General features: G+C 58.3%; 22 protein-coding genes. 7 read left to right on the forward strand and 15 right to left on the reverse strand.

What is annotated here, in order from left to right:
• Window positions 1-40: 40 nt before the first annotated feature.
• Window positions 41-832 (reverse strand): phosphate/phosphite/phosphonate ABC transporter substrate-binding protein, encoded by a 792-nt coding sequence (locus AB7M29_RS27525; RefSeq protein WP_454248451.1) that lies wholly within the window; start codon window positions 830-832, stop codon window positions 41-43.
• Between the two features lie 135 nt (window positions 833-967).
• Complete coding sequence (locus AB7M29_RS27530) at window positions 968-1,909, reverse strand: fatty acid desaturase (protein ID WP_454248452.1); 942 nt, start codon at window positions 1,907-1,909, stop codon at window positions 968-970.
• A gap of 342 nt (window positions 1,910-2,251) precedes the next feature.
• Here AB7M29_RS27530 and AB7M29_RS27535 point away from each other — a divergent pair, with 342 nt between their 5' ends.
• Window positions 2,252-2,668 carry a GNAT family N-acetyltransferase gene (locus tag AB7M29_RS27535; RefSeq protein WP_454248453.1) on the forward strand — a complete coding sequence of 139 codons (417 nt, stop codon included), beginning with the start codon at window positions 2,252-2,254 and terminating at the stop codon, window positions 2,666-2,668.
• Between the two features lie 138 nt (window positions 2,669-2,806).
• On the opposite strand, the gene def is transcribed toward AB7M29_RS27535, so the two are convergent.
• From def to AB7M29_RS27550, 3 genes are all read right to left on the reverse strand, one after another.
• Window positions 2,807-3,346: a peptide deformylase gene (gene def, locus AB7M29_RS27540; RefSeq protein ID WP_217854232.1), complete on the reverse strand. Its 540-nt coding sequence runs from the start codon at window positions 3,344-3,346 to the stop codon at window positions 2,807-2,809.
• Window positions 3,343-4,302 carry a YihY/virulence factor BrkB family protein gene (locus AB7M29_RS27545; RefSeq protein WP_217854233.1) on the reverse strand — a complete coding sequence of 320 codons (960 nt, stop codon included), beginning with the start codon at window positions 4,300-4,302 and terminating at the stop codon, window positions 3,343-3,345. The genes def and AB7M29_RS27545 overlap by 4 nt, the downstream gene beginning before the upstream one ends.
• 170 nt (window positions 4,303-4,472) lie before the next feature.
• Complete coding sequence (locus AB7M29_RS27550) at window positions 4,473-4,664, reverse strand: CsbD family protein (protein ID WP_052964952.1); 192 nt, start codon at window positions 4,662-4,664, stop codon at window positions 4,473-4,475.
• 190 nt (window positions 4,665-4,854) lie between these two features.
• On the opposite strand from AB7M29_RS27550, the gene AB7M29_RS27555 reads away from it, so the two are divergent.
• Entirely contained in the window at window positions 4,855-5,232 is a 378-nt protein-coding gene (locus AB7M29_RS27555) for a hypothetical protein (RefSeq protein ID WP_217854234.1), read from the forward strand.
• A gap of 164 nt (window positions 5,233-5,396) precedes the next feature.
• On the opposite strand, the gene fadD1 is transcribed toward AB7M29_RS27555, so the two are convergent.
• On the reverse strand, window positions 5,397-7,097 hold the full coding sequence (gene fadD1 / locus AB7M29_RS27560) for a long-chain-fatty-acid--CoA ligase FadD1 (protein ID WP_217854235.1): 1,701 nt from the start codon (window positions 7,095-7,097) through the stop codon (window positions 5,397-5,399).
• Window positions 7,098-7,478: 381 nt separating this feature from the next.
• Window positions 7,479-9,167, reverse strand: a complete 1,689-nt coding sequence (gene fadD2 / locus AB7M29_RS27565) for a long-chain-fatty-acid--CoA ligase FadD2 (protein ID WP_454248454.1) — start codon at window positions 9,165-9,167, stop codon at window positions 7,479-7,481.
• A gap of 236 nt (window positions 9,168-9,403) precedes the next feature.
• On the opposite strand from fadD2, the gene AB7M29_RS27570 reads away from it, so the two are divergent.
• Together AB7M29_RS27570 and AB7M29_RS27575 are read left to right on the forward strand one after the other, a co-directional pair.
• Window positions 9,404-10,348, forward strand: a complete 945-nt coding sequence (locus AB7M29_RS27570) for an alpha/beta hydrolase (RefSeq protein ID WP_454248455.1) — start codon at window positions 9,404-9,406, stop codon at window positions 10,346-10,348.
• A 43-nt stretch (window positions 10,349-10,391) separates the two neighbouring features.
• A complete protein-coding gene (locus AB7M29_RS27575) occupies window positions 10,392-10,862 on the forward strand; it encodes a MaoC family dehydratase (RefSeq protein WP_007902410.1) in 471 nt (156 codons plus the stop codon).
• Between the two features lie 96 nt (window positions 10,863-10,958).
• Here the strand turns inward: AB7M29_RS27575 and AB7M29_RS27580 are convergent, their stop codons facing one another.
• Both AB7M29_RS27580 and AB7M29_RS27585 read right to left on the reverse strand, forming a co-directional pair.
• The gene (locus AB7M29_RS27580) at window positions 10,959-11,693 is read right to left on the reverse strand and encodes a hypothetical protein (protein ID WP_454248456.1); all 735 of its coding nucleotides are present in this window, start codon (window positions 11,691-11,693) and stop codon (window positions 10,959-10,961) included.
• Window positions 11,694-12,017: 324 nt separating this feature from the next.
• Window positions 12,018-12,485 carry a PA2169 family four-helix-bundle protein gene (locus tag AB7M29_RS27585; RefSeq protein WP_217854239.1) on the reverse strand — a complete coding sequence of 156 codons (468 nt, stop codon included), beginning with the start codon at window positions 12,483-12,485 and terminating at the stop codon, window positions 12,018-12,020.
• A 204-nt stretch (window positions 12,486-12,689) separates the two neighbouring features.
• On the opposite strand from AB7M29_RS27585, the gene AB7M29_RS27590 reads away from it, so the two are divergent.
• Both AB7M29_RS27590 and AB7M29_RS27595 read left to right on the forward strand, forming a co-directional pair.
• The gene (locus AB7M29_RS27590) at window positions 12,690-12,926 is read left to right on the forward strand and encodes a DUF3820 family protein (protein ID WP_007949456.1); all 237 of its coding nucleotides are present in this window, start codon (window positions 12,690-12,692) and stop codon (window positions 12,924-12,926) included.
• A gap of 25 nt (window positions 12,927-12,951) precedes the next feature.
• Window positions 12,952-14,133: an aminotransferase class V-fold PLP-dependent enzyme gene (locus AB7M29_RS27595; RefSeq protein ID WP_454248457.1), complete on the forward strand. Its 1,182-nt coding sequence runs from the start codon at window positions 12,952-12,954 to the stop codon at window positions 14,131-14,133.
• 2 nt (window positions 14,134-14,135) lie between these two features.
• Here the strand turns inward: AB7M29_RS27595 and AB7M29_RS27600 are convergent, their stop codons facing one another.
• The 4 genes from AB7M29_RS27600 to zwf form a co-directional block, all read right to left on the reverse strand.
• Window positions 14,136-14,861 carry an intradiol ring-cleavage dioxygenase gene (locus tag AB7M29_RS27600; RefSeq protein ID WP_454248458.1) on the reverse strand — a complete coding sequence of 242 codons (726 nt, stop codon included), beginning with the start codon at window positions 14,859-14,861 and terminating at the stop codon, window positions 14,136-14,138.
• 239 nt (window positions 14,862-15,100) lie between these two features.
• Window positions 15,101-15,766, reverse strand: coding sequence for a bifunctional 4-hydroxy-2-oxoglutarate aldolase/2-dehydro-3-deoxy-phosphogluconate aldolase (locus tag AB7M29_RS27605; protein WP_217854242.1), 666 nt, complete (start codon window positions 15,764-15,766; stop codon window positions 15,101-15,103).
• A gap of 17 nt (window positions 15,767-15,783) precedes the next feature.
• Window positions 15,784-16,497 carry a 6-phosphogluconolactonase gene (pgl, locus tag AB7M29_RS27610; protein WP_217854243.1) on the reverse strand — a complete coding sequence of 238 codons (714 nt, stop codon included), beginning with the start codon at window positions 16,495-16,497 and terminating at the stop codon, window positions 15,784-15,786.
• Window positions 16,484-17,953 (reverse strand): glucose-6-phosphate dehydrogenase, encoded by a 1,470-nt coding sequence (gene zwf, locus AB7M29_RS27615; RefSeq protein ID WP_008072962.1) that lies wholly within the window; start codon window positions 17,951-17,953, stop codon window positions 16,484-16,486. Before zwf ends, pgl begins: the two co-directional genes overlap by 14 nt.
• A 228-nt stretch (window positions 17,954-18,181) precedes the next feature.
• Here zwf and AB7M29_RS27620 point away from each other — a divergent pair, with 228 nt between their 5' ends.
• Complete coding sequence (locus AB7M29_RS27620; protein ID WP_173667542.1) at window positions 18,182-19,042, forward strand: MurR/RpiR family transcriptional regulator; 861 nt, start codon at window positions 18,182-18,184, stop codon at window positions 19,040-19,042.
• 158 nt (window positions 19,043-19,200) lie between these two features.
• On the opposite strand, the gene AB7M29_RS27625 is transcribed toward AB7M29_RS27620, so the two are convergent.
• Window positions 19,201-20,055, reverse strand: a complete 855-nt coding sequence (locus tag AB7M29_RS27625; protein WP_217854244.1) for a D-hexose-6-phosphate mutarotase — start codon at window positions 20,053-20,055, stop codon at window positions 19,201-19,203.
• Window positions 20,056-20,286: 231 nt separating this feature from the next.
• Complete coding sequence (locus AB7M29_RS27630; RefSeq protein ID WP_217854245.1) at window positions 20,287-21,633, reverse strand: carbohydrate porin; 1,347 nt, start codon at window positions 21,631-21,633, stop codon at window positions 20,287-20,289.
• Window positions 21,634-21,781 lie beyond the last annotated feature (148 nt).

A 21,781-nucleotide genomic window follows, 5' to 3' on the forward strand; every position in this document is an offset into this window, starting at 1 on the left:
TGCCCGCGAGTGATGGAACTGTCGGTACAAGTCTCAAGCCTCATCGCAATCGCCCGTACCCCAGCGCTTCGGCCTCCTGCTGATAATCGAGAATGACTTGATAGTCGCTCTCGGTGGCCGGCAGCACTTCTTGCAGGCCCAAAATCTCGGCGACGTCGGGTAGCTCCTTCAACGCCTGATTCATCACCCGTCGAAGCTGTTCAGCCTGCTCATCGGTGGTGCCAGCGGCTGCGATGTAGGGCAGCGTCGGGCTGAACGCCGTGCGCGCCAACACGCGCAGGCCTTCGACCTCTGCCTGCGCATATTGCGCGAGATAAGCGAAGGTCACGCTGTCGATGGCGGCCAGATCCGCCCGGTCATCACGCAGCCAGCGCAGGCTTTCGCGGTGGCTGCCGCTGATGGCGACAGTGGCAAAAAATTCTCCATCGCGCTGCAGCGGTGCCAGTCGGTGGCGCAATAGATTCATGCCACTGTTGGAGTCATCGCCGTTGATCACACCGCGACTGCCCCGAAAGGCCGACAAGGTCCATCGAGGATCATCGGCGCGAGTCAGCAACAGACTGCAATGATTACCGCCATTGCTGTCCGGGAGTTCGTAACGAGGACGACCGATGACCCGGACGCGACCGCGCAAAGCCGTCATCAAGGGATAGCCGCAGGTCTGGGTCAGCAGCAGGTGCGGAGACAGCCAAAGGTCCATCAGCGACAGCCCTTCGGTATCAAGGCGAGTGCTGCCGAGCCGTTCGAGAATCCGCGCCAACCAACGCTCGTTGGCTTGGCGGATCGGCTCGGGGGCGATGTACATCAGTAATTCAGCGAGGTGTTGAGTCATCAAAATCTCCCATGCAACAAAACCCCCCTGTGGGAGCGGGCTTGCTCGCGAAGGCGGTGTGTCATGCAACATCAATATTGACTGACATGACCCCTTCGCGAGCAAGCCCGCTCCCACAGGGGTATTCATTCGCAATCAGTGGAACGGGTGCCTGGGACTGTCGATGGCCTTCACCCCGTTCTGACGCATCAACTGAGCATAACCCTGCACCACAAACCCGCCACTGCGCGCCAGCCATTGCTCGCGACGTGCGCGATAGGCCCGTGGCAGGTCGTACCAGGGCAGGCCCGGCAAGTCGTGGTGCACCAAGTGCAGGTTGAGGTTCAGGAACAGCCAGCGCCACGGCCATGCTGCTTCATTGATGACGGTGCGTTGCTCGGGTTGCACGTGGGGACGGTGTTCATAGTAGGAGCGGATCATCGCAATCGACAGCGCCGGCACGCTGATCAGCAACAGGTAATGCCAGACCGGCAACACGCTGTAGCGCGCGATGAACGTCAGCATCAGCAGCGTCAGCGCGCCGTGGGTCAACCACATCAACCAGGCCTGGCGCTCACCCGCTTTTAGCCGTTTCAGCTCTTCCCGGGCCAGCGCCAGCAAGGCCAGTGGCGCACCGAGAACGAAGCGACCGAGCACGGTTTTGTTCAACCAGTGCAGGCCCTGTTCGAACGGCGAACTGCGCTGCCACTGTTCAGCGCTCAGGTAACGGCTTTCCGGATCGCGACCGGGGACGGTCAGGTCCTCGTCGCGGTGATGCAGCAAATGACTGTCGCGGTACAGGGTGTAGGGATACCAGACCGCGAACGGCGCATAACCGAGGACTTTGTTCAGCGTTTGCCAACGGGTGGGATGGCCGTGCAGCAATTCGTGCTGCACCGACAACCACAACACCAGCAGTGGAATCAGCAACAGCGTGCTCCACCAAAACCCCAATCGGTCGCTGCCCAGGACAATGCTGAACCAGCCGACGTACACGCCGACCAACAGTAGCCAGGTCGGCCACTCGGTGCGAGCGGTGAAGCGTTGGCGCAGGGTTTCGATTTCTTCACGGTGGGCAGCATCAAAATAATGGGGCATGGCTTTGCTCAGAACGGGAACCAGTCCCCCTCTGTGCAATGGCGCAGGGATTTCTTGCAGATTATCTGGTTATTTCGATAGGCCTGAAAAACAAGGAGCCCGAGAACTCGGGCTCCGTTGACGCGGGATCAGTGGCCGAACACGCCCACCTTCTTGGCCTTCTTGTCCGCACGTTTTTCATCGGCGGTTTTAGCCGGTTTCTTCTTTGCCGCTTTCTTTGAATCCATGCCTTTGGCCATGATACATACTCCACTCATACGGGACGTGAGATCAGGTATACACCTATCGCGGCGCCCGCGTTCTTTTATAATCACCCGCTTTGCGCACCGACAGTCCAGGCCCATGCCCAACACCCAGTACACCTTGCTCGACGAGCCGTTATGGCCGTTGATGAACAAGTTTTACCGCGCCCACCAATCGTCGATGAAAGCAGTCCGCGACGCACAGCTGTGGGTCGCAAAACGCGACGAGATCATTGCGGCGCTATGTTTGCGGCCAGTGGCCGGCGGGCATTGGCTGACCGGGCTGTTCGTCGACCCGCGCTGTCGCGAACAAGGGATCGCCGCGGCGTTGATCGACCACGCCGTCAAGCATCTCGAAGAGCCGGTCTGGTTGTTCTGCCATCCGGATTTGCGCGGCTTTTATGAGCGCCGCGGTTTTACGTTCGACCCGCCCCTGCCCTACGCCATGGCTGAACGGTTGAGCCGTTATGCGCGCAGCAAACCGATGATTGCGATGGGTATGGAACCGAAGCACTAGAGACCAGTGAAGATTAAATGTCGGAGCGGGCTTGCTCGCGAAGAGGGCGTCACATCCGACATTTCTGTCGACTGACACTCCGCTTTCGCGAGCAAGCCCGCTTCCACATTGGTTTTGTGTTGGATTGGAAGGGCGGTATCAGTCGTCTGCCGCTGGATCCAGATCCGGGAACATCACCTCGGTAAACCCGAACTTGCTGAAATCAATGATGCGCGACGGGTATAGCCGGCCGATCAGGTGATCGCATTCATGCTGCACCACCCGCGCGTGAAATCCCGAGGCAACGCGCACGATCGGCTCGCCCTTGGGATCGAAGCCTTCATAACGAATCTGCTGATAACGATCCACCGCCCCGCGCAGGCCCGGCACGGACAGGCAGCCTTCGAAACCCTCTTCAAGGACTGGGCTCAATGGCGTGATCAGCGGATTGATCAGAATCGTCTGCGGCACCGCTTCGGCGTCCGGGTAGCGTTCGCTGTGTTCAAAACCAAAGATCACCAGTTGCAGGTCGACACCGATCTGCGGCGCGGCCAGGCCGACTCCGCCGACGCTTTCCATGGTCTGGAACATGTCGTCGACCAATTGCCACAACTCGGGGCTGTCGAACATTTCTGCCGGTACCGGTGGGGCGATACGCAGCAGGCGCTCATCGCCCATTTTCAGAATTTCACGGATCATTTTATGACTTCGTCAGTGGTCGGCTTTGAGTGGTCACGCCCCAGTCCCGAAACGTGGTGTTTTTCTTCATGGCCGGGACCATGCTCGCCAGGGACCTTCTCGCCTGGGTCTTTGCCTTCGCGCGACATGTGCTCGATCACCGCATTCATTTCCGCGCCGAGCAACAGCACCGCGGCGGAAATATAGAAGTACAGCAGCAACACGATGATCGCGCCGATACTGCCATACATGGCGTTGTAGTTGGCGAAGGTTTTGACGTAGAGACCGAAGCCCAGCGAGGCGATGATCCAGACCACCACGGACAACACCGCACCCGGAGTGATAAAGCGAAACTCTTGTCTGACGTCTGGCATGACGTAGTAAATCAGCGCCACCGCCATCATTAGCAAAATCACGATCACCGGCCAGCGGACGATGGTCCAGACGGTCACGATAAAATCTTCAAGGCCCACTTGCGCGGCAATCCAGCCCATCACCTGCGGCCCGAGCACCATCAGCGCGGCAGCGATCAGCAACATGCCGGCGATGCCGATGGTGTAGAAAATCGACAGCGGAAAACGTTTCCAGACAGGACGGCCTTCGACCACGTCATACGCGGCATTCATCGCGCTCATCATCAGCCGCACACCGGCGGACGCGGTCCACAGGGCGATCACGATACCTACCGACAATAACCCCCCCTTGGATTGCTGGAGCTGGTCAATCACCGGGTTCACCTGTTCCAGCGCCTGGGGTGGCAGAACCAGTTCCGATTGCAGGCGCAGCCAGGAGAAAAAATCGGGCAAATGCAGGAAACCGATCAGGGCGATCAGGAACAGAATGAAAGGGAACAGCGAGAACAGCATTTGATAGGCCAGCGCCGAGGCATAGGTCGACATCTCGTCGTCAACGAACTCGGTGACCGTGCGCATCATCACCCGATGCAGGGGCAAACCTTTCATGGTCGGAAAAAACATTAGCGTCTCCTTTCGCCGCAAAAAGGTTGAAGTCATGGCGACTCAGGGGCCGTTTTCTACAACAAAGTAGCCTACTTGGCGACTTTGAAACAATTTCCTTCCTCAAGTTCAAGCTGACACAGAAACGGCCATCCGCGGATGGCCGTTTCTATTACTCGTCAAAGCCCGGGTTACGCCTTGTCGATGCCTTTTTTAAGAGCATCCTTGGCTTTGCCGACTGCTTGCTGGGTTTCGCCTTTCCTCTCCTGCGCCACGCCTTCGGAGCGCAGTTTTTCGTTGCCGGTGGCCTTGCCGACGCCTTGCTTGACGTTGCCGGCCGCTTCGTTTGCCATGCCTTTAACTTTATCGCCAGTGCTGCCCATGGTATTTCTCCTGTGAACATTCAACGGGGAAAGTGGTTACACAAGGATTGACCGGGGGCCTTTGCGCGGAGTTTCATTTATTTATTAACCGGACATTTCGCAGGTTAGGCTTTATGTTTGCAGGCTTTGCCCCGAGAATGCGCAACGTATTCAGGCCGTGGCGCTGAAGATCCAATCCCGTAGGAACGTTATGAAACTCGATAAAAAGCAGGCCATTGCCCGCAGAAACCAGGAACTCGGCGGTGCTGTGCTTGGCGTCAACAACTGCCATTTCACCGAATTGAATCGCAACCGCAATATCTTCTGGTTCGATATTCCGGTCGCGCGTCTGGCCGTTGGTCAGTACGAATGGATTCACTTGCTGATGCACACCCCGGAAACCGACGAACTGCTGCACTTGAAAGTGCCGACGGTGTTCCTGCGCGAGAAACTCGAAGGACTGGTGGTGCGCAACCAGGGCAAGCGCAAAGCTGCCTTGAGCCTGGAACTGAGCGCCGACAAGGACTCCTACCTGCAGGACATGCGCCCGGCCGGTACCAACGTCAATTTCGCGCAGTTCCGTCAGTAACAGCAAAAGCTAAAAGCTTCGCGAGCAAGCCCGCTCCCACATTTAACCGAGTTCATTCAGAAAGAATGCGATCTCATGTGGGAGCGGGCTTGCTCGAAGGCGGTCTGACAGGCGCCTAAAATAACCTGACCAGAAACAAAAGCCCCGCATCTGCGGGGCTTTGGCTAGGCGCTGACTTTCTTCACGCCCAGTTTCTTCAGCTCTTCGTCGCGCAGTTCGCGGCGCAGGATCTTGCCGACGTTGGTGGTCGGCAGCGCGTCGCGGAACTCCACGGCTTTCGGTACTTTGTAGCCGGTGACGTTGGCGCGCATGTGCTCCATCACCTGTTCCTTGGTCAGGGTCACGCCCGGTTTGACGACGATGAAAATCTTGATCGCCTCCCCCGACTTCTCGTCCGGCACGCCGATGGCCGCGCATTGCAGCACGCCCGGCAGGGTCGCCAGCACGTCTTCAAGCTCATTGGGGTACACGTTGAAACCGGAGACCAGGATCATGTCTTTCTTGCGATCGACAATACGCATGTAGCCGTCTGGCTGGATCAGCGCAATGTCACCGGTCTTCAGCCAGCCTTCGCTGTCGAGTATTTCATCGGTGGCGTCCTGGCGCTGCCAGTAGCCCTTCATGACTTGCGGACCTTTCACACACAGCTCACCGATGGCGCCCAACGGCTGTTCAACGCCGGCATCGTCGATGATTTTGCACAGGGTCGAGGGCACCGGAATACCGATGGTGCCGATCTGGATGTTCTGGCTCGGGTTCACCGTGGCCACCGGGCTGGTTTCGGTCATGCCGTAACCTTCGCAGATCGGGCAACCGGTGACCGCTTTCCAGCGCTCGGCTGCGGCCAGTTGCAAGGCCATGCCGCCGGACAGGGTGATTTTCAGGCTGGAGAAATCCAGCTTGCGGAACGCTTCGTTGTTGCACAACGCGACGAACAGCGTGTTCAGGCCGACGAAACCGCTGAACTTCCACTTCGACAGTTCCTTGACCATCGCCGTCAGGTCGCGCGGGTTGCTGATCAGGATGTTGTGGTTGCCGATCAACATCATCGCCATGCAATGAAAGGTGAAGGCATAGATGTGGTACAGCGGCAGCGGCGTGATCAGAATCTCGCAACCTTCGTTAAGGTTGGAGCCCATCAGCGCCTTGCACTGCAGCATGTTCGCCACCAGGTTGCGGTGGGTCAGCATCGCGCCCTTGGCCACGCCGGTGGTGCCGCCGGTGTATTGCAGCACGGCAACGTCGCTGCTGGCCGGGTTGGCTTCAGCCACTGGCTGGCCATGGCCCTTGCTCAGCACGTCATTGAATTTGATGGCCTTGGGCAAGTGATACGCCGGGACCATCTTCTTCACGTACTTGATGACGCTGTTGATCAGCAGACGCTTGAGCGGCGGCAGCAGGTCGGCCACTTCAGTGACGATCACGTGCTTGACGCCGGTTTTCGGCACGACGAGCTCGGCCAGATGCGCCATGTTGGCCAGGCAAACCAGGGCTTTGGCACCGGAATCGTTGAATTGGTGTTCCATTTCCCGCGCGGTGTACAACGGGTTGGTGTTGACCACGATCAGCCCGGCGCGGATGGCACCGAAAACGGCGACCGGGTACTGCAACACGTTGGGCAGTTGCACGGCGATTCGATCGCCTGGCTGCAAATCGGTATGCTGTTGCAGGTAAGCGGCAAAGGCACCGGACAATTCATACAGCTCACCGTAGGTGATTGTCTTGCCCAGGTTGCTGAATGCCGGTTTGTCAGCGAAGCGTTGGCAGGATTGCTTCAACACTGCCTGAATATTCGGATACTCGTCTGGATTGATCTCGGCAGCAATTCCAGCTGGGTACTTATCCTTCCAAAAGTCTTCGATCATGGAAGCCCACTCCTCAGCAACGCGAATTCAAATACCGCATTTGATGCGATTATTATTGGTGTTTAATTATTGGTGAGTCTGGCTTTTAACAAGGCCGAGAAGTCACAAAGCGCGCCGAGAGTAGCAGCTTTGCCAAGGGCCGACTAGAGCCAAAATCGGGCTCTACAGTCACTTTAATGACTCAAGATTAACAAGCAGTCATTTTAGAGCAAAAATTCTATAAAGCCTTAAAAGCCCCGTATTTTTGGCCTCTTCCCTCAAAAGCATCGCGGGCAAGCCCGCTCCCATAAGGTCCGCGTCGTACACATTCTTTGTGCACAACACCAAACCCGTGAGAGCGAGGCTTGCCCGCGAATCGCGCGAAGCGCGGCCATTCAACGATCAGGCGATCTCTCGCAACTCCCGCCGCAGAATCTTGCCCACCGGCGTCATCGGCAACGACTCACGCAATACGATGTGCTTGGGCACTTTGTACGCCGTAAAGTTTTCTTTGCAGTAGGCCTTCAGCTCTTCAAGGCTGACCCCGGATTCACGAGCTACTACAAACAACTTTACCGCCTCCCCCGAACGCTCGTCCGGCACGCCGATCACCGCGCAGTTGGCGACTTTCGGATGGGCCATCACCACGTCTTCGATCTCGTTCGGGTACACGTTGAAGCCCGAGACGATGATCATGTCTTTTTTACGATCGACGATACGCACGAAACCGTCCGGGTCGATCACCGCAATGTCGCCCGACTTGAACCAGCCGTCGTCGTCCAGCACTTCGGCGGTGGCTTCGGGTTTCTGCCAGTAGCCCTTCATGATCTGTGGGCCCTTGATGCACAGTTCACCACGCTCGCCCAGCGGCTGCTCGACGCCTTCATCGTCGATTATTTTCAGGGTCGTGCCCGGCACCGGCAGGCCGACCGTGCCGATGCGCGACTGGTCGCCGTAGGGATTGGTGCAGGCCACCGGCGAGGTTTCGGTCAGGCCGTAACCCTCGGTGATCCGGCAACCGGTGAGCTGTTCCCAGCGCTCGGCCGTGGCCTTGACCAGCGCGGTACCGCCAGAGTTGGTTAGTTTGAGGCTGGAGAAATCCAGGGTCTTGAAGTCGGGATGGTCCATCAGTGCGACGAACAGCGTGTTGAGCCCCAGCAGCGCCGAAAACCGCCAGTTTTTCAGTTCCTTGATGAAGTTACCAATATCCCGTGGATTGGTGATCAGCACGTTGTGGTTGCCGGTCACCATCATGCACATGCAGTTCGCCGTGAACGCATAGATATGGTACAGCGGCAGCGGCGCGATCATCACTTCCTGACCTTCGCGCAGCAGTGGTTGACCGTCTGCACCGAATTGCCCCAAAACCGCGCGCGCCTGCTGCATGTTCGCCACCAGATTGCCGTGGGTCAGCATGGCGCCCTTGGCCAGCCCGGTGGTGCCACCGGTGTATTGCAGCACGGCGATATCGTCGAGGCCGACGTTCAGCGGTTTGATGCCCAAGCCCCGACCCAGACGCAGCGCGCTCTTGAAGGAAATGGCCTGCGGCAAGGAATAGTCCGGGACCATCTTCTTGACTTTGCTCACCAGGGTATTGACCAGCCAGCCCTTGGCGGTGGGCATCAAGTCGCCCATCTTCGCTTCGATCAGGTACTGGATATCGGTGTCGGGCAGCACCTCCTGGACCTTCTGCCCGAACACGTTAAGGTAAACCAGCGCCCGGGCACCGGAGTCCTTGAACTGATGACGCATTTCCCGCGCGGTGTACAACGGGTTGGTATTGACCACGATCAGCCCGGCGCGCAAGGCACCGAACACGGCAATCGGATAATGCAGGACATTGGGCATCTGCACCGCAATGCGATCCCCCGGCACCAGGTCGGTGTGGGCTTGCAGGTAACCGGCGAACGCGGCGCTGTAGCGTTCCAGTTCGGCGTAGGTCAGGGTCACGCCCATGTTGCTGAATGCCGGGCGGTCAGCAAATTTCTTGCAGGAACGCTCGAACACCTCGATCACCGACTTATAGGCTCCAAGATCAATATCCAGGGGCACGCCGGCCGGGCGTTTGTCATTCCAGAAATCAGGTTGCATTATTTTTGTCCTCTTTACCTGAGCCTATCCGGGGGCCGCTTTCTGTCACTTCTGAAAAAGCGGTGCTTCCCGGACACTAGCAGCTATGGTGAATCAGGCAAATATGCGCACGGGCGTCATAGATCGCGTGAATCTTGCTGCCCCGCCGTGGCCTGATCAGACGGTAGACGACGGATGCGCTATACAATGCAGCGGGGCTGTTTTCCCATCATGCAGCCCAATGCAAAGGAATCGCCATGATCCACGACACTTTCTGGCTGACCGCGAGTGACCGCAGCCGCCTCTTCGTCAACCAGTGGCTGCCGGCCGCGCCGCTCAAGGCGGTGATCCTCCTGGCCCACGGCATGGCGGAACACAGCGGTCGCTACGCCCGTCTGGCGCAAGCCTGCTGTGATCAGGATTACGGCGTTTATGCGCCGGACCTGCGTGGACATGGCAAATCTGCCGAAAACGGCACGCTGGGCTATTTCGCCGACGATGATGGCTGGTGCAAAGTGGTCGGCGACCTCGCCAGCCTTAACCAACATATCGGCCAACAGCATCCCGGCGTGCCGATCGTATTGCTGGGCCACAGCATGGGCAGCTACATCGCCCAGGCTTACTTGCTGCACCACAGCGCCAGCCTGCATGGGGCGATTCTCAGTGGCTCGAACTTCCAGCCCGTGGCGCTCTATCGCGCAGCGCGACAGATTGCTCGTCTGGAACGCCTGCGCCAAGGGCCCAAGGGGTGCAGTGCGCTGATCGAATGGCTGTCATTCGGCTCGTTCAACAAAAAATTCAAACCGGCGCGCACGCCGTTCGACTGGCTGAGCCGCGACCCGGCCGAAGTCGACAAATACGCCAATGACCCGCTCTGCGGCTTTCGTTGCACCAATCAACTGTGGGTCGATTTGCTCGGCGGCTTGCAGCAAATCAGCAAAGCGTCCAATCTCGCCCAGATCGATCCGGGCCTGCCGCTGCTGGTGATTGGCGGCGAATGTGATCCGGTGAGCGAAGGTAAACGTCTGAAAGATCTGGCCCATGCGCTACGCGACGCTGGCTGCCAGAGCCTGCAGCTGACTATTTACCCGCAGGCCCGGCATGAACTGTTCAACGAGAGCAACCGCGACGAAGTGACGGCCGACGTGCTGAACTGGATCGCCCAGGCCTTGAGCACTCGCCGGCCACCCAGAACCGAATAGTTTTTTTGTGGATTTTTTTAATTCGTCACAGGAATCGAGACAGATGACCCAGGTTACCAACACCCCTTACGAAGCCCTCGAAGTCGGCCAGACGGCCAGCTACAGCAAAACCGTCGAAGAGCGTGACATTCAGTTGTTCGCCGCCATGTCCGGCGATCACAACCCGGTGCACCTGGACGCCGAATTCGCCGCCGCCAGCATGTTCAAGGAGCGTATCGCCCACGGCATGTTCAGCGGCGCGTTGATCAGCGCGGCGGTCGCTTGCGAGTTGCCTGGGCCGGGGACTATCTATATCGGTCAGACGATGAGCTTTCAGAAGCCAGTGAAAATTGGCGACACGCTGACGGTGCGCCTGGAGATTCTCGAGAAACTACCGAAGTTTCGTGTACGCATCGCCACGCGAGTGTTCAACCAGCGCGATGAGTTGGTGGTGGATGGCGAGGCGGAGATTCTGGCGCCACGCAAGCAACAGACTGTGACATTGCCTACCCTGCCGGCGATCAGCATCGGCTGATTTGCAAGTCCGCTGATCGCTCCCACACGTCACTGGTGTCCGGGAAAACTGAAGGGGGAGCGTGCTCCCCCTTGCTGTGCCTGCCTCTGAGACAAATCAGAGATTGCGCGATAACGCCCTGCGCACGCTCTCACTGTTCAGCGCAGGGCGTTCAGTCTCGGCAGGGGGGTGTGCCGGTGCAGGACTTTCGGCCTGGAAAGAGATTTCAGACTGGACCGGGCTTTCAACTTGAACAGGGCTTGGCGCCTGACCGCGACTGGCGACCTGATTGCCCAGCTTCTCAATGTAGGCGTTCAAATCGCTAATCAGCAGTTTCTTGCGCAGGGAGCCCTGATACCACGCGTAGCAAAAATAGCCCGTCGCCGCCAGGAAGCCTAGCCCGGCTGTAGCAAGACCGGCGACGCACAATCCAAGCACGATCAGCACTGTCTTCCAGTTAAAGGGCGACAGCTCCAGCTCGGTATTCAGCACATTCGCGTCACGCAGCACCCAGCGCTTGGACGCCGTGTGGTTCTGCAAAATGGTGTGCAGCGGCGAACCATCCTTGTTCAAGGCACTGATCAAAGAGATTTCCTGACCTGTGCGCAAAGGAATGTCCACGCCGCGCAGCTTTACATCATGCTCGACGCCGTCCGGGGTTTTGACCCAGAACTCATGATTGATGATCGAAACAGAACTGATGCGCACAGGCGTCACATCACCGTCGTTACCGTTCACATGAACGCCGCCCGTGGATGTCACACGGGTCTCGCTGACTTTTTCGCTACCCACCACTTCACCGCTCAAGACAGTGAAAGAAACGGTTTTATCGCCATGGGTGAAGTTGTGCATTTCGATTCCTTGATGACCCACGTCGATCGGACGTGCAGGAGAAAGATCCGTATGCGGAGGACGCCACTAATTAGCCACTAGACTTTCCAGAATTCACCACCACTAATGACACTTCGCAGCGCCAGGTCGCCGCCGATCAAAGTCTTGATCGCGAAATCCAAGGCGTGGCGGTCAGGCGCGAACAAGGCCTGCAAAGTGATGGACACGTAAGACAGGCAAGATCACTTGAAAAGCAAATTACTAGCTAGCTATATCCCGTCCAGCGTTAAATCCCGAACATAAAAAAACGCCAGACTTGCTGGCGTTTTGACAGATAACGAACGCTTATGAGCGTGCGCGAGCCTGGTTACGTAGAGCTTTCACCTGATCGTGATTGCGTTGCACGCCGTGATACTGGCGTTCAACGATGTCACGAATGCTCACCAGGTTGTCCTTGTTGATTTTTTCCAGGGCTTCCTTGTAAGCCTTCAGCGCATGGTCTTCACCGCGTTCGGCCTCGTTCAGCACGGCCTCTTCGTCCTTGCCGGTGAACATCGCCTTCACGTCGACCCAGCGACGGTGCAAATCGCCGCTGACGCTGGTGGAGGTTTCCGGATCACCGCCCAGGGAACGCACGGCAGCCTGCAGCTCGGCAGCGGCAGCAGCGCAGTCGGCGGAGCGCTGAATGAACAGGTTTTTAAGTTCTGGATGCTTGATGTCTTCAGCGCAAGTCTTGAACCCTTCCTGACCGTCTTTACTGGTTTCAATCAGGTCGTTGAGTACAGAGATCGCGTCTTTATTAATGTCGGTCATTTTTCAATTCCTTGCGGTTGATGAAAGATGCAATAAGTAGTTGCACCCTGCATGCCAGCTTTGAATTGATTACTTTTTACTTATATTTCAATCGGTTGGCTTTTAACGAGAGATCTGTATCCGCTTTTTTTGCATGAACTGTCATTTGGCCTGCATGCAGAATGCCTGTATTTTCCAGACTGTTTCGAATCAAGACGACTGATGATGAATCCCGAAAAGCTCGAACTGCTGATTACCCGCGAAATGCCCTTCGGCAAATACAAGGGTCGCATCATCGCTGACCTGCCCGGCCAGTACCTGAACTGGTTCGCTCGCGAAGGTTTCCCCCACGGTGAACTGGGCGGTTTGCTGGCTTTAATGCAGGAAATCGACCACAACGGCTTGTCGGAGCTGCTTGAACCGCTACGCGCCAAACACGGCAAACCCGCCCCTCGCCACTGACCCGCCCTACCTCACCGAGTTGCTCATGCCCGATAACACCCGCCGTTCCCGCGATGAAGCCTTTTGGCAGACCTTTGCCGACCGTTATGCTGTTGAACCCGGCCCCCTGAACCTGGAGAACGGTTACTTCGGGCGCATGTCGCGCACCGTGGTCGAGGAGTATCAGCGCAACATCGAGCTGATCAACCGCGGCAACTCGGTGCATGTGCGCCAGCGCTTCGAACAGGGCGAAAGCGTCAAGATTCGTGCGCAATTGGCCGAGCTGATCGGAGCCCCCGCCGAAGCCGTCGCCCTCACCCGCAACGCCTCGGACGGCCTGCAATCGCTGATCCGAAACTACAACCGCCTGGAGCCAGGCGATCAGGTGCTGATAGGCGATCTGGAGTACGACACGGTCAAGGGCGCGATGCGTTGGCTCGCGCGCTATCGAGGCGTGGAAGTGATCGAGATCGAACACCGCCACCCCGCCAGTTTCGACAGTTTACTGGCCACTTACCGCGAAGCTTTCATGCGTTATCCGCGACTGAAGCTGATGGCCCTGACCCACGTCACCCATCGCACCGGACTGGTGATGCCGGTGCAGGCGATTGCCGCCGCCGCCAGGGAACACGGCATCGATGTGATTCTCGACGGCGCCCATGCCCTCGGTCAGATCGAATTCAATCTCGATGAACTGGGCATCGCCTTTGCCGGCTACAACCTGCATAAATGGATCGGTGCGCCGCTGACCCTGGGTTTCATTTACATCGCCCCTCAGCGGCTGGCCGACATCGACCCGGACATGGGCGAGATGCATTTCCCGGTCACCGACATTCGCGCCCGCACGCCGTACAGCACCCCGAATATCCCGGCCCTGCTAACCCTGCCGCTGGTGTTCGAAGAACATCACGCGATGGGCGGTTCCGTCGCCAAGGGCACGCGACTCAATTACCTGCGCAACCGATGGGTCGATGCCGTTCGGGGGTTACCGGGAATCGAAGTCATGACCCCGAATGACCCGCGCCTGTATTGCGGCATCACCGCGATGCGCTTTACCCGGCATGCCGATCAGCAGGTGATGGTCGAGCGACTGCTCAACGACTACAACCTGTTTACCGTGGCGCGCAGCGGTGCGGCGTGTGGCCCGTGCATCCGCATTACGCCGGGACTCACCACCACCGCAGCCGACATGGATCTGCTGGCCCGGGCGCTGACCGAATTGCGCTGACGTCACACGGTGTACTTGTCGAAGTCCTCGGGCTTGATTTGCGATGACACCGCAAACGTGTCGACACCGATGGTCATGTGGCCGAAAAAGCCGTCGTCGTTCGAGTCTCGACCGATGGCATGAACATTCAAGGTCGAGGCTTCACCGCCCATGCCCTGATAGAACTCATCCTGCTCGTTGTTCAGCGCGCAGATGCCACGCCCACGGTACTCGCGGGCCTTGAGTACCGACCGCGAAACCACCTCGGGAAAGTACAGCTGCCCAACCCAGGCGACATGCCGCTCTTCCAGGTAGTTGTTGCCGGCCGTGATTCGTACCGCCACATGAATATGCAGGGCGCGGCCGGCATAAAAACCCGGGTAAATGGTGGTAAATCGCACCACGCCCTGGTGATCGGTAAATTGCCCGCCGCGCAGGTAGGTATCGTCATCGGTGCGCGGGATTGAACCGATGGCATCGACGTCGACTTCCTTGTCCGGGTCGATCTTGCTCCAGCCCGAATACGCCCCGCGCGCATTGCAATGCCAGATATCAACCACCGCCCCCGTGACCGGTTGACCGGTCATCGCATCGACGATCGTCAGTCGCAGCACCAAGGGGATGCCATCCATGCCTTCGCTGATGTTTCGTCTGATCAGTTTCGGGTTTCGAAAATACGGGCCGTCGATCTGTTCGGGTGACAGTTGGCAAGCCGGTGGCGGGAATGTAATTGCAGTGTTGTCTTCCATGACGTTCTCTCTTCCATAAGATGAACGCAGGTTAACGCTGGACGAGCGACGAGATGCGGTAACTATGTATCGCATGATGTCCTGTGGGAGCGGCGGTGCGGCGATCCGACTTGCCCGCGAAAGCGGTCTGACAGCTCCCACAGGGGGGGTTATTTCAGGCAAAAAAAAACGGTGCACTGACCAAGCGCACCGTAAAGCCGTAGAACACACAACGAAGTGTTTGGTAAAAATTCGGTAAATCAGTCCAGCAGGGCCAACGCCTCGGCGGTGCACTCCTGGATGCGGGCCCAGTCACCGTTCTTGATCCACTCGGGGTCAAGCATCCAGCTACCGCCCACGCACATCACGTTTTTCAACGCCATGTAGCTTTTGATATTGGCCGGGCTGACGCCACCGGTCGGGCAGAATTTTACTTCGCCGAACGGGCCGCCCAAGGCCTTGATGGCCGCGACGCCGCCGCTGACTTCCGCCGGGAACAGCTTGAAGCGGCGATAACCCAGGCTATAGCCTTCCATGATGCCGGAAGCGTTGCTGATGCCCGGCAACAGCGGGATCGGGCTACCGACACTGGCTTCAAGCAGGTCACGGGTGATACCCGGCGTGACGATGAATTGCGAACCGGCCGCTTCGGCAGCGACCAGCATGCTGCGATCAAGCACGGTGCCGGCACCGGTCACCAGTTCCGGACGCTGCTCGCGCAGGATCTGGATCGCCTTGAGACCGAACTGCGAACGCAGGGTCACTTCCAGCGCCGTCAGGCCACCGGCCGCCAGGGCGTCGGCCAACGGCAGTACGTCCTGTTCACGAGCGATGGTGATCACCGGCAGGATCCGCGCCTTGGCGCAGAGGCTGTCGATCAGGGCAACTTTGTCCGCCATGGAAACGGTCGGGGATGTGTTTGTCATAGCGGCTGATCCTTGGTTCATGGGCACCAGTAAATCTCTAACGTAGGTTGCAGAAACGCCCGAATCGGCATGGCGGCGACATCGTCACCGGCCAGTGCGGCATTCAGGGTGGTCAGCTTGGACTGACCGGAAATCGATAGAACGGTGTGCTTCGCCGAAGCCAGCAGCGCGCGACTCATGGTCAGGCGTTGATGGGGCACGGTCGGCGCCAGCATCGGCCAGCAACGACGGGTGCCGTCGACTTTCAAGGCGTCGGCCAGGTTCGGGCTGTTGGGGAACAGCGACGCGGTATGACCGTCGTCACCCATGCCCAGCACCAGCACGTCGATCGACGGTAATTCGGCGAGCAAGCGATCAGCCTGCTCGGCGGCCTGTTCCAGGTTGGCGGTGGCACTGTAGAGGCTCAGGAACTGGGCCTTGGCCGCCGGGCCTTGCAACAGATAACGCTTGAGCAGACCGGCATTGCTGTCGGCATGTTCTACCGGCACCCAGCGCTCGTCAGCCAGGCTGACCACCACTTTCGACCAGTCCAGTGCCTGCTTGGCCAGGTGCTGGAAAAACGCCACCGGACTACGTCCTCCAGACACCACCAGCGTCGCGGCGCCTTGTGCGGCAATCGCGTCGCTCAGTTGCTTGGCCACTGTCAATGCCAGGCCTTCGGCCAGCAGCACCGGGCTTTTGAACTCATGAGCGCTAACGCCCTGAGGCAGTTTCAATTCAGATATCGCCATACCACGACCTCCCGTCCCGCGTAATCAGTGCAATGGAGCTCATCGGCCCCCACGACCCGGCCGCGTACGGCTTGGGCGCATCACCGGATTTTTTCCACCCGGCGATCAACTGGTCACACCACTTCCACGCGGCTTCGATTTCATCTTTACGGACAAACAAGTTCTGATTGCCGCGCATCACTTCCAGCAACAACCGCTCGTAGGCGTCGGGAATCCGCGCGCTGCGATAGGTGTCGGAAAAATTCAGCTGCAACGGACCGCTGCGCAGCTGCATGCCCTTGTCCAGGCCTTGTTCTTTTGTCATCACGCGCAAGGAAATACCTTCGTCCGGTTGCAGGCGGATGATCAGTTTGTTGCTGATCTGCAAGCGCTGCTCGGGGGCGAAGATGTAGTGCGACGGTTCCTTGAAGTGGATGACGATCTGCGACAGTTTTTGCGGCATACGCTTGCCGGTCCGCAGGTAAAACGGCACGCCGGCCCAGCGCCAGTTACGAATATCGGCGCGCAGGGCGACGAAGGTTTCGGTGTCGCTCTGGGTGTTGGAGTTAGGCTCCTCCAGATACCCGGGTACCGATTTGCCTTCGCTGTGACCGGCGATGTACTGGCCGCGCACCACTTGAGTGGTCAGGCCTTCCGGGCTGATCGGCGCCAGGGCCTTGAGGACTTTGACTTTCTCGTCGCGAATGCTGTCGGCGGACAAGTCGGCCGGTGGGTCCATGGCGATCAGGCAGAGCAGTTGCAGCAGGTGATTCTGGATCATGTCCCGCAGCTGGCCGGCCTTGTCGAAATAGCCCCAACGGCCTTCGATCCCGACCTTCTCGGCCACGGTGATTTCCACGTGGGAGATGTAATTCTGGTTCCACTGGGTTTCGAACAGGCTGTTGGCGAAACGCAGGGCGATCAGGTTTTGTACGGTCTCTTTGCCCAGATAGTGGTCGATGCGGTAAGTGCGGTTCTCCGGGAAGAACTGCGCCACGGCGTCGTTGACCTTGCGCGAGGATTCCAGGTCCGAACCGATGGGTTTTTCCAGCACTACACGGGTGTTTTCGGTCAGGCCGACCTTCGACAGGTTCTCGCAAATAGCGCCATAAACCGCTGCCGGAGTGGCGAAGTAGGCAATCACTCGCTGGGCGCTGCCAGCCTGCTCGGCCAGGGCGACGTAATCGTCAGCCTTGAGGAAGTCGACGTGCAGGTAGCTCAAACGGGCCAGGAAGCGCTCGACCACCGCTTCATCCAGCTCTTTGGCGCCCACGTAACGGCGCAGCTCAGTGGCGATGAATGCCAGATGCTGTTGCTCGCTGCCGGGTTCACGGGCCAGCGCGATAATACGCGTATCCTCATGAAGCAGGCCGGCACCATCGAGTTGATAGAGGGCAGGAAACAGCTTGCGCAGGGCTAGATCGCCGAGAGCGCCGAACAAGGCAAAGGTGCACGGTTCAACCGTAATCGAAGGCATGATGTTTGTTCTTTTATCAAGTTAAGCTACAAATACCTTTTTTCAAGGCATCACTCAAGGGAAAATGTAGTAATAACCACAACATTTTCGCAAAATACAGATTCCGAGTGGTGGTCGATCGGAGCCATCAGTAGGATAGGCCACCTTTATGGGTCGTATCAAAGGCCCAATTTGCATTAGCCGAACGCTTATTTGCGCTGCTGACCTAAGGAACATGTAATGGACCGCGTGCGAAATTTACTGGAACAGATCCAGAATCGCCTTGAAGACCTGAACAAGGCAGAACGCAAAGTCGCCGAAGTGATCCTGCTCAACCCAGAGCAGGCCACCCGGTTCAGCATCGCCGCCCTCGCCCAAGCCTCTAAGGTCAGCGAGCCGACGGTCAACCGTTTCTGCCGTTCGTTCGGTGTCAGCGGCTACCCGGAACTGAAACTGCAGCTGGCCCAGAGCCTGGCCAGTGGCGCGGCGTATGTCAGCCGGGCGGTTGAAGCCGATGACAATCCGGAAGCGTATACGAAAAAGATTTTCGGCAGCGCCATCGCCTCTTTGGACAGTGCGTTGCAGGCGCTTGACCCGAACCTGATCAGTCGCGCCGTCGACCTGTTGATCCAGGCCCGGCAGATCCACTTCTTCGGCCTCGGCGCCTCGGCCCCGGTGGCGCTGGATGCGCAGCACAAGTTCTTCCGCTTCAACCTGGCGGTGACTGCCCATGCCGACGTGCTGATGCAACGCATGATTGCTTCGGTGGCCCATACCGGTGAGTTGTTCGTGATCATTTCCTACACCGGCCGCACCCGCGAACTGGTGGAAGTGGCGCGCATCGCCCGGGAAAACGGCGCTTCAGTGCTGGGTTTGACGGCCGAGGGGTCGCCGCTGGCCAAGGCCAGTACCTTGAGCCTGAACATTCCGCTGCCGGAAGACACCGACATCTATATGCCGATGACGTCGCGGATCATTCAGTTGACCGTGCTCGATGTGCTCGCCACCGGCATGACCCTGCGCCGGGGCGTGGATTTCCAGCCGCATTTGCGCAAGATCAAGGAAAGCCTGAATGCCAGTCGGTATCCGATTGGGGATGAGTTTAATTAACCCAATCTGAGTTTTATATCGCCTGACAAGCCGCCTTCGCGAGCAAGCCCGCTCCCACATTAGATCTTCAGTGGACACAGTATTTGTGTTCAAAGCAGATCCACTGTGGGAGCGGGCTTGCTCGCGAAGGCGATACCCGCAACACCCTGGATCTTGAGCTAAGCCCCAACCCGCGCCTGCAAACTCAAATGCGCCCTTTCTCCCGGTGCCAGGCACAGGCTGTCGGTCCCGCCGCTGGCTGCCTCCACACAGACGAACTCTAAAACCTCATTCCAGCTCACCCCCAGCAACGGCCGCGAGCCGGGATGCCAGACCACCGTGTCCGCATGGTCACCGGTATCGATGCACAGCTGCCGCTGCCAGGCGTGGTCCATGAGCTGCAATTCGCCGTCATGCTGGAACACTCGCTGACAACCCCCGTCGACCCTCAACTCGCCTTCCTGCTGGCAAACCTGGCGGCTCAACTGGTCGTAACCTTGCGCGCCGTCGAGCCCAGACAGCGCTACCTCACCCACGTCACCAATACGCCAATAGGCGTGCAACGCCTGGCTCAACTGGCACGGCATGTCGTCCTGATGCTCGGTGCTCAGGTGCAAATCCATGCGTTCGCCCAGGTGCGCATGCAAGTCCACTTGCCAGTCGCACAGCTGTAACTGCCAGTGCAGGCGCACGCCATCGTCATCACTGCTGCTGTCGAGCAGTTTCCAGTCGAGCAAACGCGCCCAACCATGGGACGGCCAGGCGTTTTCGCTCGGATGACGGCCGTACCACGGCCAGCACACCGGCACACCGCCGCGAATCGCACCGACATGTGGCCACTTCGCCGCGCACCACAGCCAGGGTTTCTGACCCTTTGGCTGGAAGTGCAGCAACTGCGCGCCCTGCCGACTGAACACCGCCTGACACAGCGGATGGTCGATCACCAGCACGTCGCGCATCTGGTAGCGCTCCCACGCGAACACCGGACGTTCGCGCAAGGATTTGAAGAAGCGTTGTAGCGGATGCTCAAGCATGTGCCACGGTCCTGAAAATCATTTTTCTACCTGATCGTTCCCACGCTTTGCGTGGGAATGCATCCCGTGACGCTCTGCGTCACATACGATGGACGCAGAGCGTCCAGAGCGGCGTTACCACGCAGAGCGTGGGAACGATCTGTCCAAGGGGTGTGCTGCCCCCAAAAAAAAGCGGACAGCCATGGCCGTCCGCAAAAATGCGCACATAGAGAGGAGCTTATCGCAACAGCGTTAGAACACCGACTGAATTTTCAGACCGGCCACCAGAGCATTGTCGACTTCATCCACACCGCCCGGGTGAGTGATGTATTGCAGGTTAGGACGGACGGTCAGCCAGTTGGTAACGTGGAAGCCGTAGTTGATTTCGTAGTTGTACTCGGTGGAACGCAACGGCGCGAACAGCGGATCGTTGTAGTCGCTGACACCATTGGCGGCGTTGACCAATTCGGCGTTTTTCTTCACGTCATCATTGACATGGATACGGGCAAAACCGATCCCGACGTCATCTTTTGGACGTGCGTCGAATGGGCCCTTGTACACAAACATCAGCGACTGGTAGTTATCGACGATGTTGGTGTCCTTGTCGTGGAAGGTGGCGTTGGCCGCGATGTTCAGACCGCGTGAAGCATCACCGTTGTGGGTGGTGAGTTGTTGCTGCGCCACAAACCAGTAGCCATGCTTGCTGTCGTGGCTGCGATAGGAGTTACCTGTGGTCGCTGCGTCATTGTCGTTGTCGTCTTTACGGACGTCATCGGCATCGGCCGTGCTCTTGTAGTAACCCACACGGTATTCGCCCGGCAGGTTGTTGACCTTCGGTGACCAGACCAGTTCGACCGGCAAGACGGTGCCCTTGGTACCACTGCCGCTGAGCTTGAAGCCGTTACCGTGCTCCAGTTGCGACGGGTTCTGATTGTACGCGCCGATCTGCGCATAGAACTCAGGCGTGATGTTGTACTTCACGCGAACCGCCGCCTGCATGACCGGCCAGTTGTACCAGATGTTGGTAGCCCAGTTACCCGCTTGGGAACCGCAGAACGCCAGGTTCTGGAACTCGCAAGGGAAGGTGTTGAAATCTTCGCCTTCGCCGAAGTAACCGGCCTTGACGTCCAGTTTACCGTCGAGGAACTGGTGCTTGATCCACAACTGGGTCAGACGGACCATGTGGCCACGGCCGTAGACTTCCTGGGAAGAACTCAAGGTGCCGGCACGCGGGTCGCCGACACGGTCATTGGAGATGTTCTCACCGTTACGGTTGGTGAGCTGGATCTTGGCTTGTGTGTTATCCCAGCCCCACAGCTTTTCCAGGTCCAGTGCCACGCCCAGGCCAAACTGGTCGGCGTAACGCGCCGTCTTGTCGTCGTTGTAGCCGCCATGCAGGTTGGCGCCCACTTCACCGACGTAGTCGGCCTTGATGTCGATACCTTGTTCGATCAGCTTGGTCCGCTCGCCGCCCCAATCCCCGGTCATCCACTGCGAGTCGGCACTGAACGCGTCAGCCGCTTGCACGCTACCGGCCAGCATCATTGCCGCAATCGCTGACAACTGGCAGATAAGCTGAGCGTTGTTCTTCTTCTTCATCCCTACATCCTCGTCTTTATTGTTATTAACTGTTTTTATCTAACGCGGTTTACATCGATTGCGACGGATGTCCCCATCTGCCGCGAATCCCCCTGTGGGAGCGGGCTTGCTCGCGAAGGCGGTGTGTCAGTCGACATCTGTTGAATGT

The organism is Pseudomonas sp. F-14 TE3623 (assembly GCF_053629015.1).

Excerpts from the sequence above, each read along its gene's own strand:
- AB7M29_RS27525 (WP_454248451.1), bottom strand. The coding sequence starts at position 832 with ATGACTCAACACCTCGCTGAATTACTGATGTACATCGCCCCCGAGCCG.
- AB7M29_RS27530 (WP_454248452.1), bottom strand. The coding sequence starts at position 1,909 with ATGCCCCATTATTTTGATGCTGCCCACCGTGAAGAAATCGAAACCCTG.
- AB7M29_RS27535 (WP_454248453.1), top strand. The coding sequence starts at position 2,252 with ATGCCCAACACCCAGTACACCTTGCTCGACGAGCCGTTATGGCCGTTG.
- def (WP_217854232.1), bottom strand. The coding sequence starts at position 3,346 with ATGATCCGTGAAATTCTGAAAATGGGCGATGAGCGCCTGCTGCGTATC.
- AB7M29_RS27545 (WP_217854233.1), bottom strand. The coding sequence starts at position 4,302 with ATGTTTTTTCCGACCATGAAAGGTTTGCCCCTGCATCGGGTGATGATG.
- AB7M29_RS27550 (WP_052964952.1), bottom strand. The coding sequence starts at position 4,664 with ATGGGCAGCACTGGCGATAAAGTTAAAGGCATGGCAAACGAAGCGGCC.
- AB7M29_RS27555 (WP_217854234.1), top strand. The coding sequence starts at position 4,855 with ATGAAACTCGATAAAAAGCAGGCCATTGCCCGCAGAAACCAGGAACTC.
- fadD1 (WP_217854235.1), bottom strand. The coding sequence starts at position 7,097 with ATGATCGAAGACTTTTGGAAGGATAAGTACCCAGCTGGAATTGCTGCC.
- fadD2 (WP_454248454.1), bottom strand. The coding sequence starts at position 9,167 with ATGCAACCTGATTTCTGGAATGACAAACGCCCGGCCGGCGTGCCCCTG.
- AB7M29_RS27570 (WP_454248455.1), top strand. The coding sequence starts at position 9,404 with ATGATCCACGACACTTTCTGGCTGACCGCGAGTGACCGCAGCCGCCTC.
- AB7M29_RS27575 (WP_007902410.1), top strand. The coding sequence starts at position 10,392 with ATGACCCAGGTTACCAACACCCCTTACGAAGCCCTCGAAGTCGGCCAG.
- AB7M29_RS27580 (WP_454248456.1), bottom strand. The coding sequence starts at position 11,693 with ATGCACAACTTCACCCATGGCGATAAAACCGTTTCTTTCACTGTCTTG.
- AB7M29_RS27585 (WP_217854239.1), bottom strand. The coding sequence starts at position 12,485 with ATGACCGACATTAATAAAGACGCGATCTCTGTACTCAACGACCTGATT.
- AB7M29_RS27590 (WP_007949456.1), top strand. The coding sequence starts at position 12,690 with ATGAATCCCGAAAAGCTCGAACTGCTGATTACCCGCGAAATGCCCTTC.
- AB7M29_RS27595 (WP_454248457.1), top strand. The coding sequence starts at position 12,952 with ATGCCCGATAACACCCGCCGTTCCCGCGATGAAGCCTTTTGGCAGACC.
- AB7M29_RS27600 (WP_454248458.1), bottom strand. The coding sequence starts at position 14,861 with ATGGAAGACAACACTGCAATTACATTCCCGCCACCGGCTTGCCAACTG.
- AB7M29_RS27605 (WP_217854242.1), bottom strand. The coding sequence starts at position 15,766 with ATGACAAACACATCCCCGACCGTTTCCATGGCGGACAAAGTTGCCCTG.
- pgl (WP_217854243.1), bottom strand. The coding sequence starts at position 16,497 with ATGGCGATATCTGAATTGAAACTGCCTCAGGGCGTTAGCGCTCATGAG.
- zwf (WP_008072962.1), bottom strand. The coding sequence starts at position 17,953 with ATGCCTTCGATTACGGTTGAACCGTGCACCTTTGCCTTGTTCGGCGCT.
- AB7M29_RS27625 (WP_217854244.1), bottom strand. The coding sequence starts at position 20,055 with ATGCTTGAGCATCCGCTACAACGCTTCTTCAAATCCTTGCGCGAACGT.
- AB7M29_RS27630 (WP_217854245.1), bottom strand. The coding sequence starts at position 21,633 with ATGAAGAAGAAGAACAACGCTCAGCTTATCTGCCAGTTGTCAGCGATT.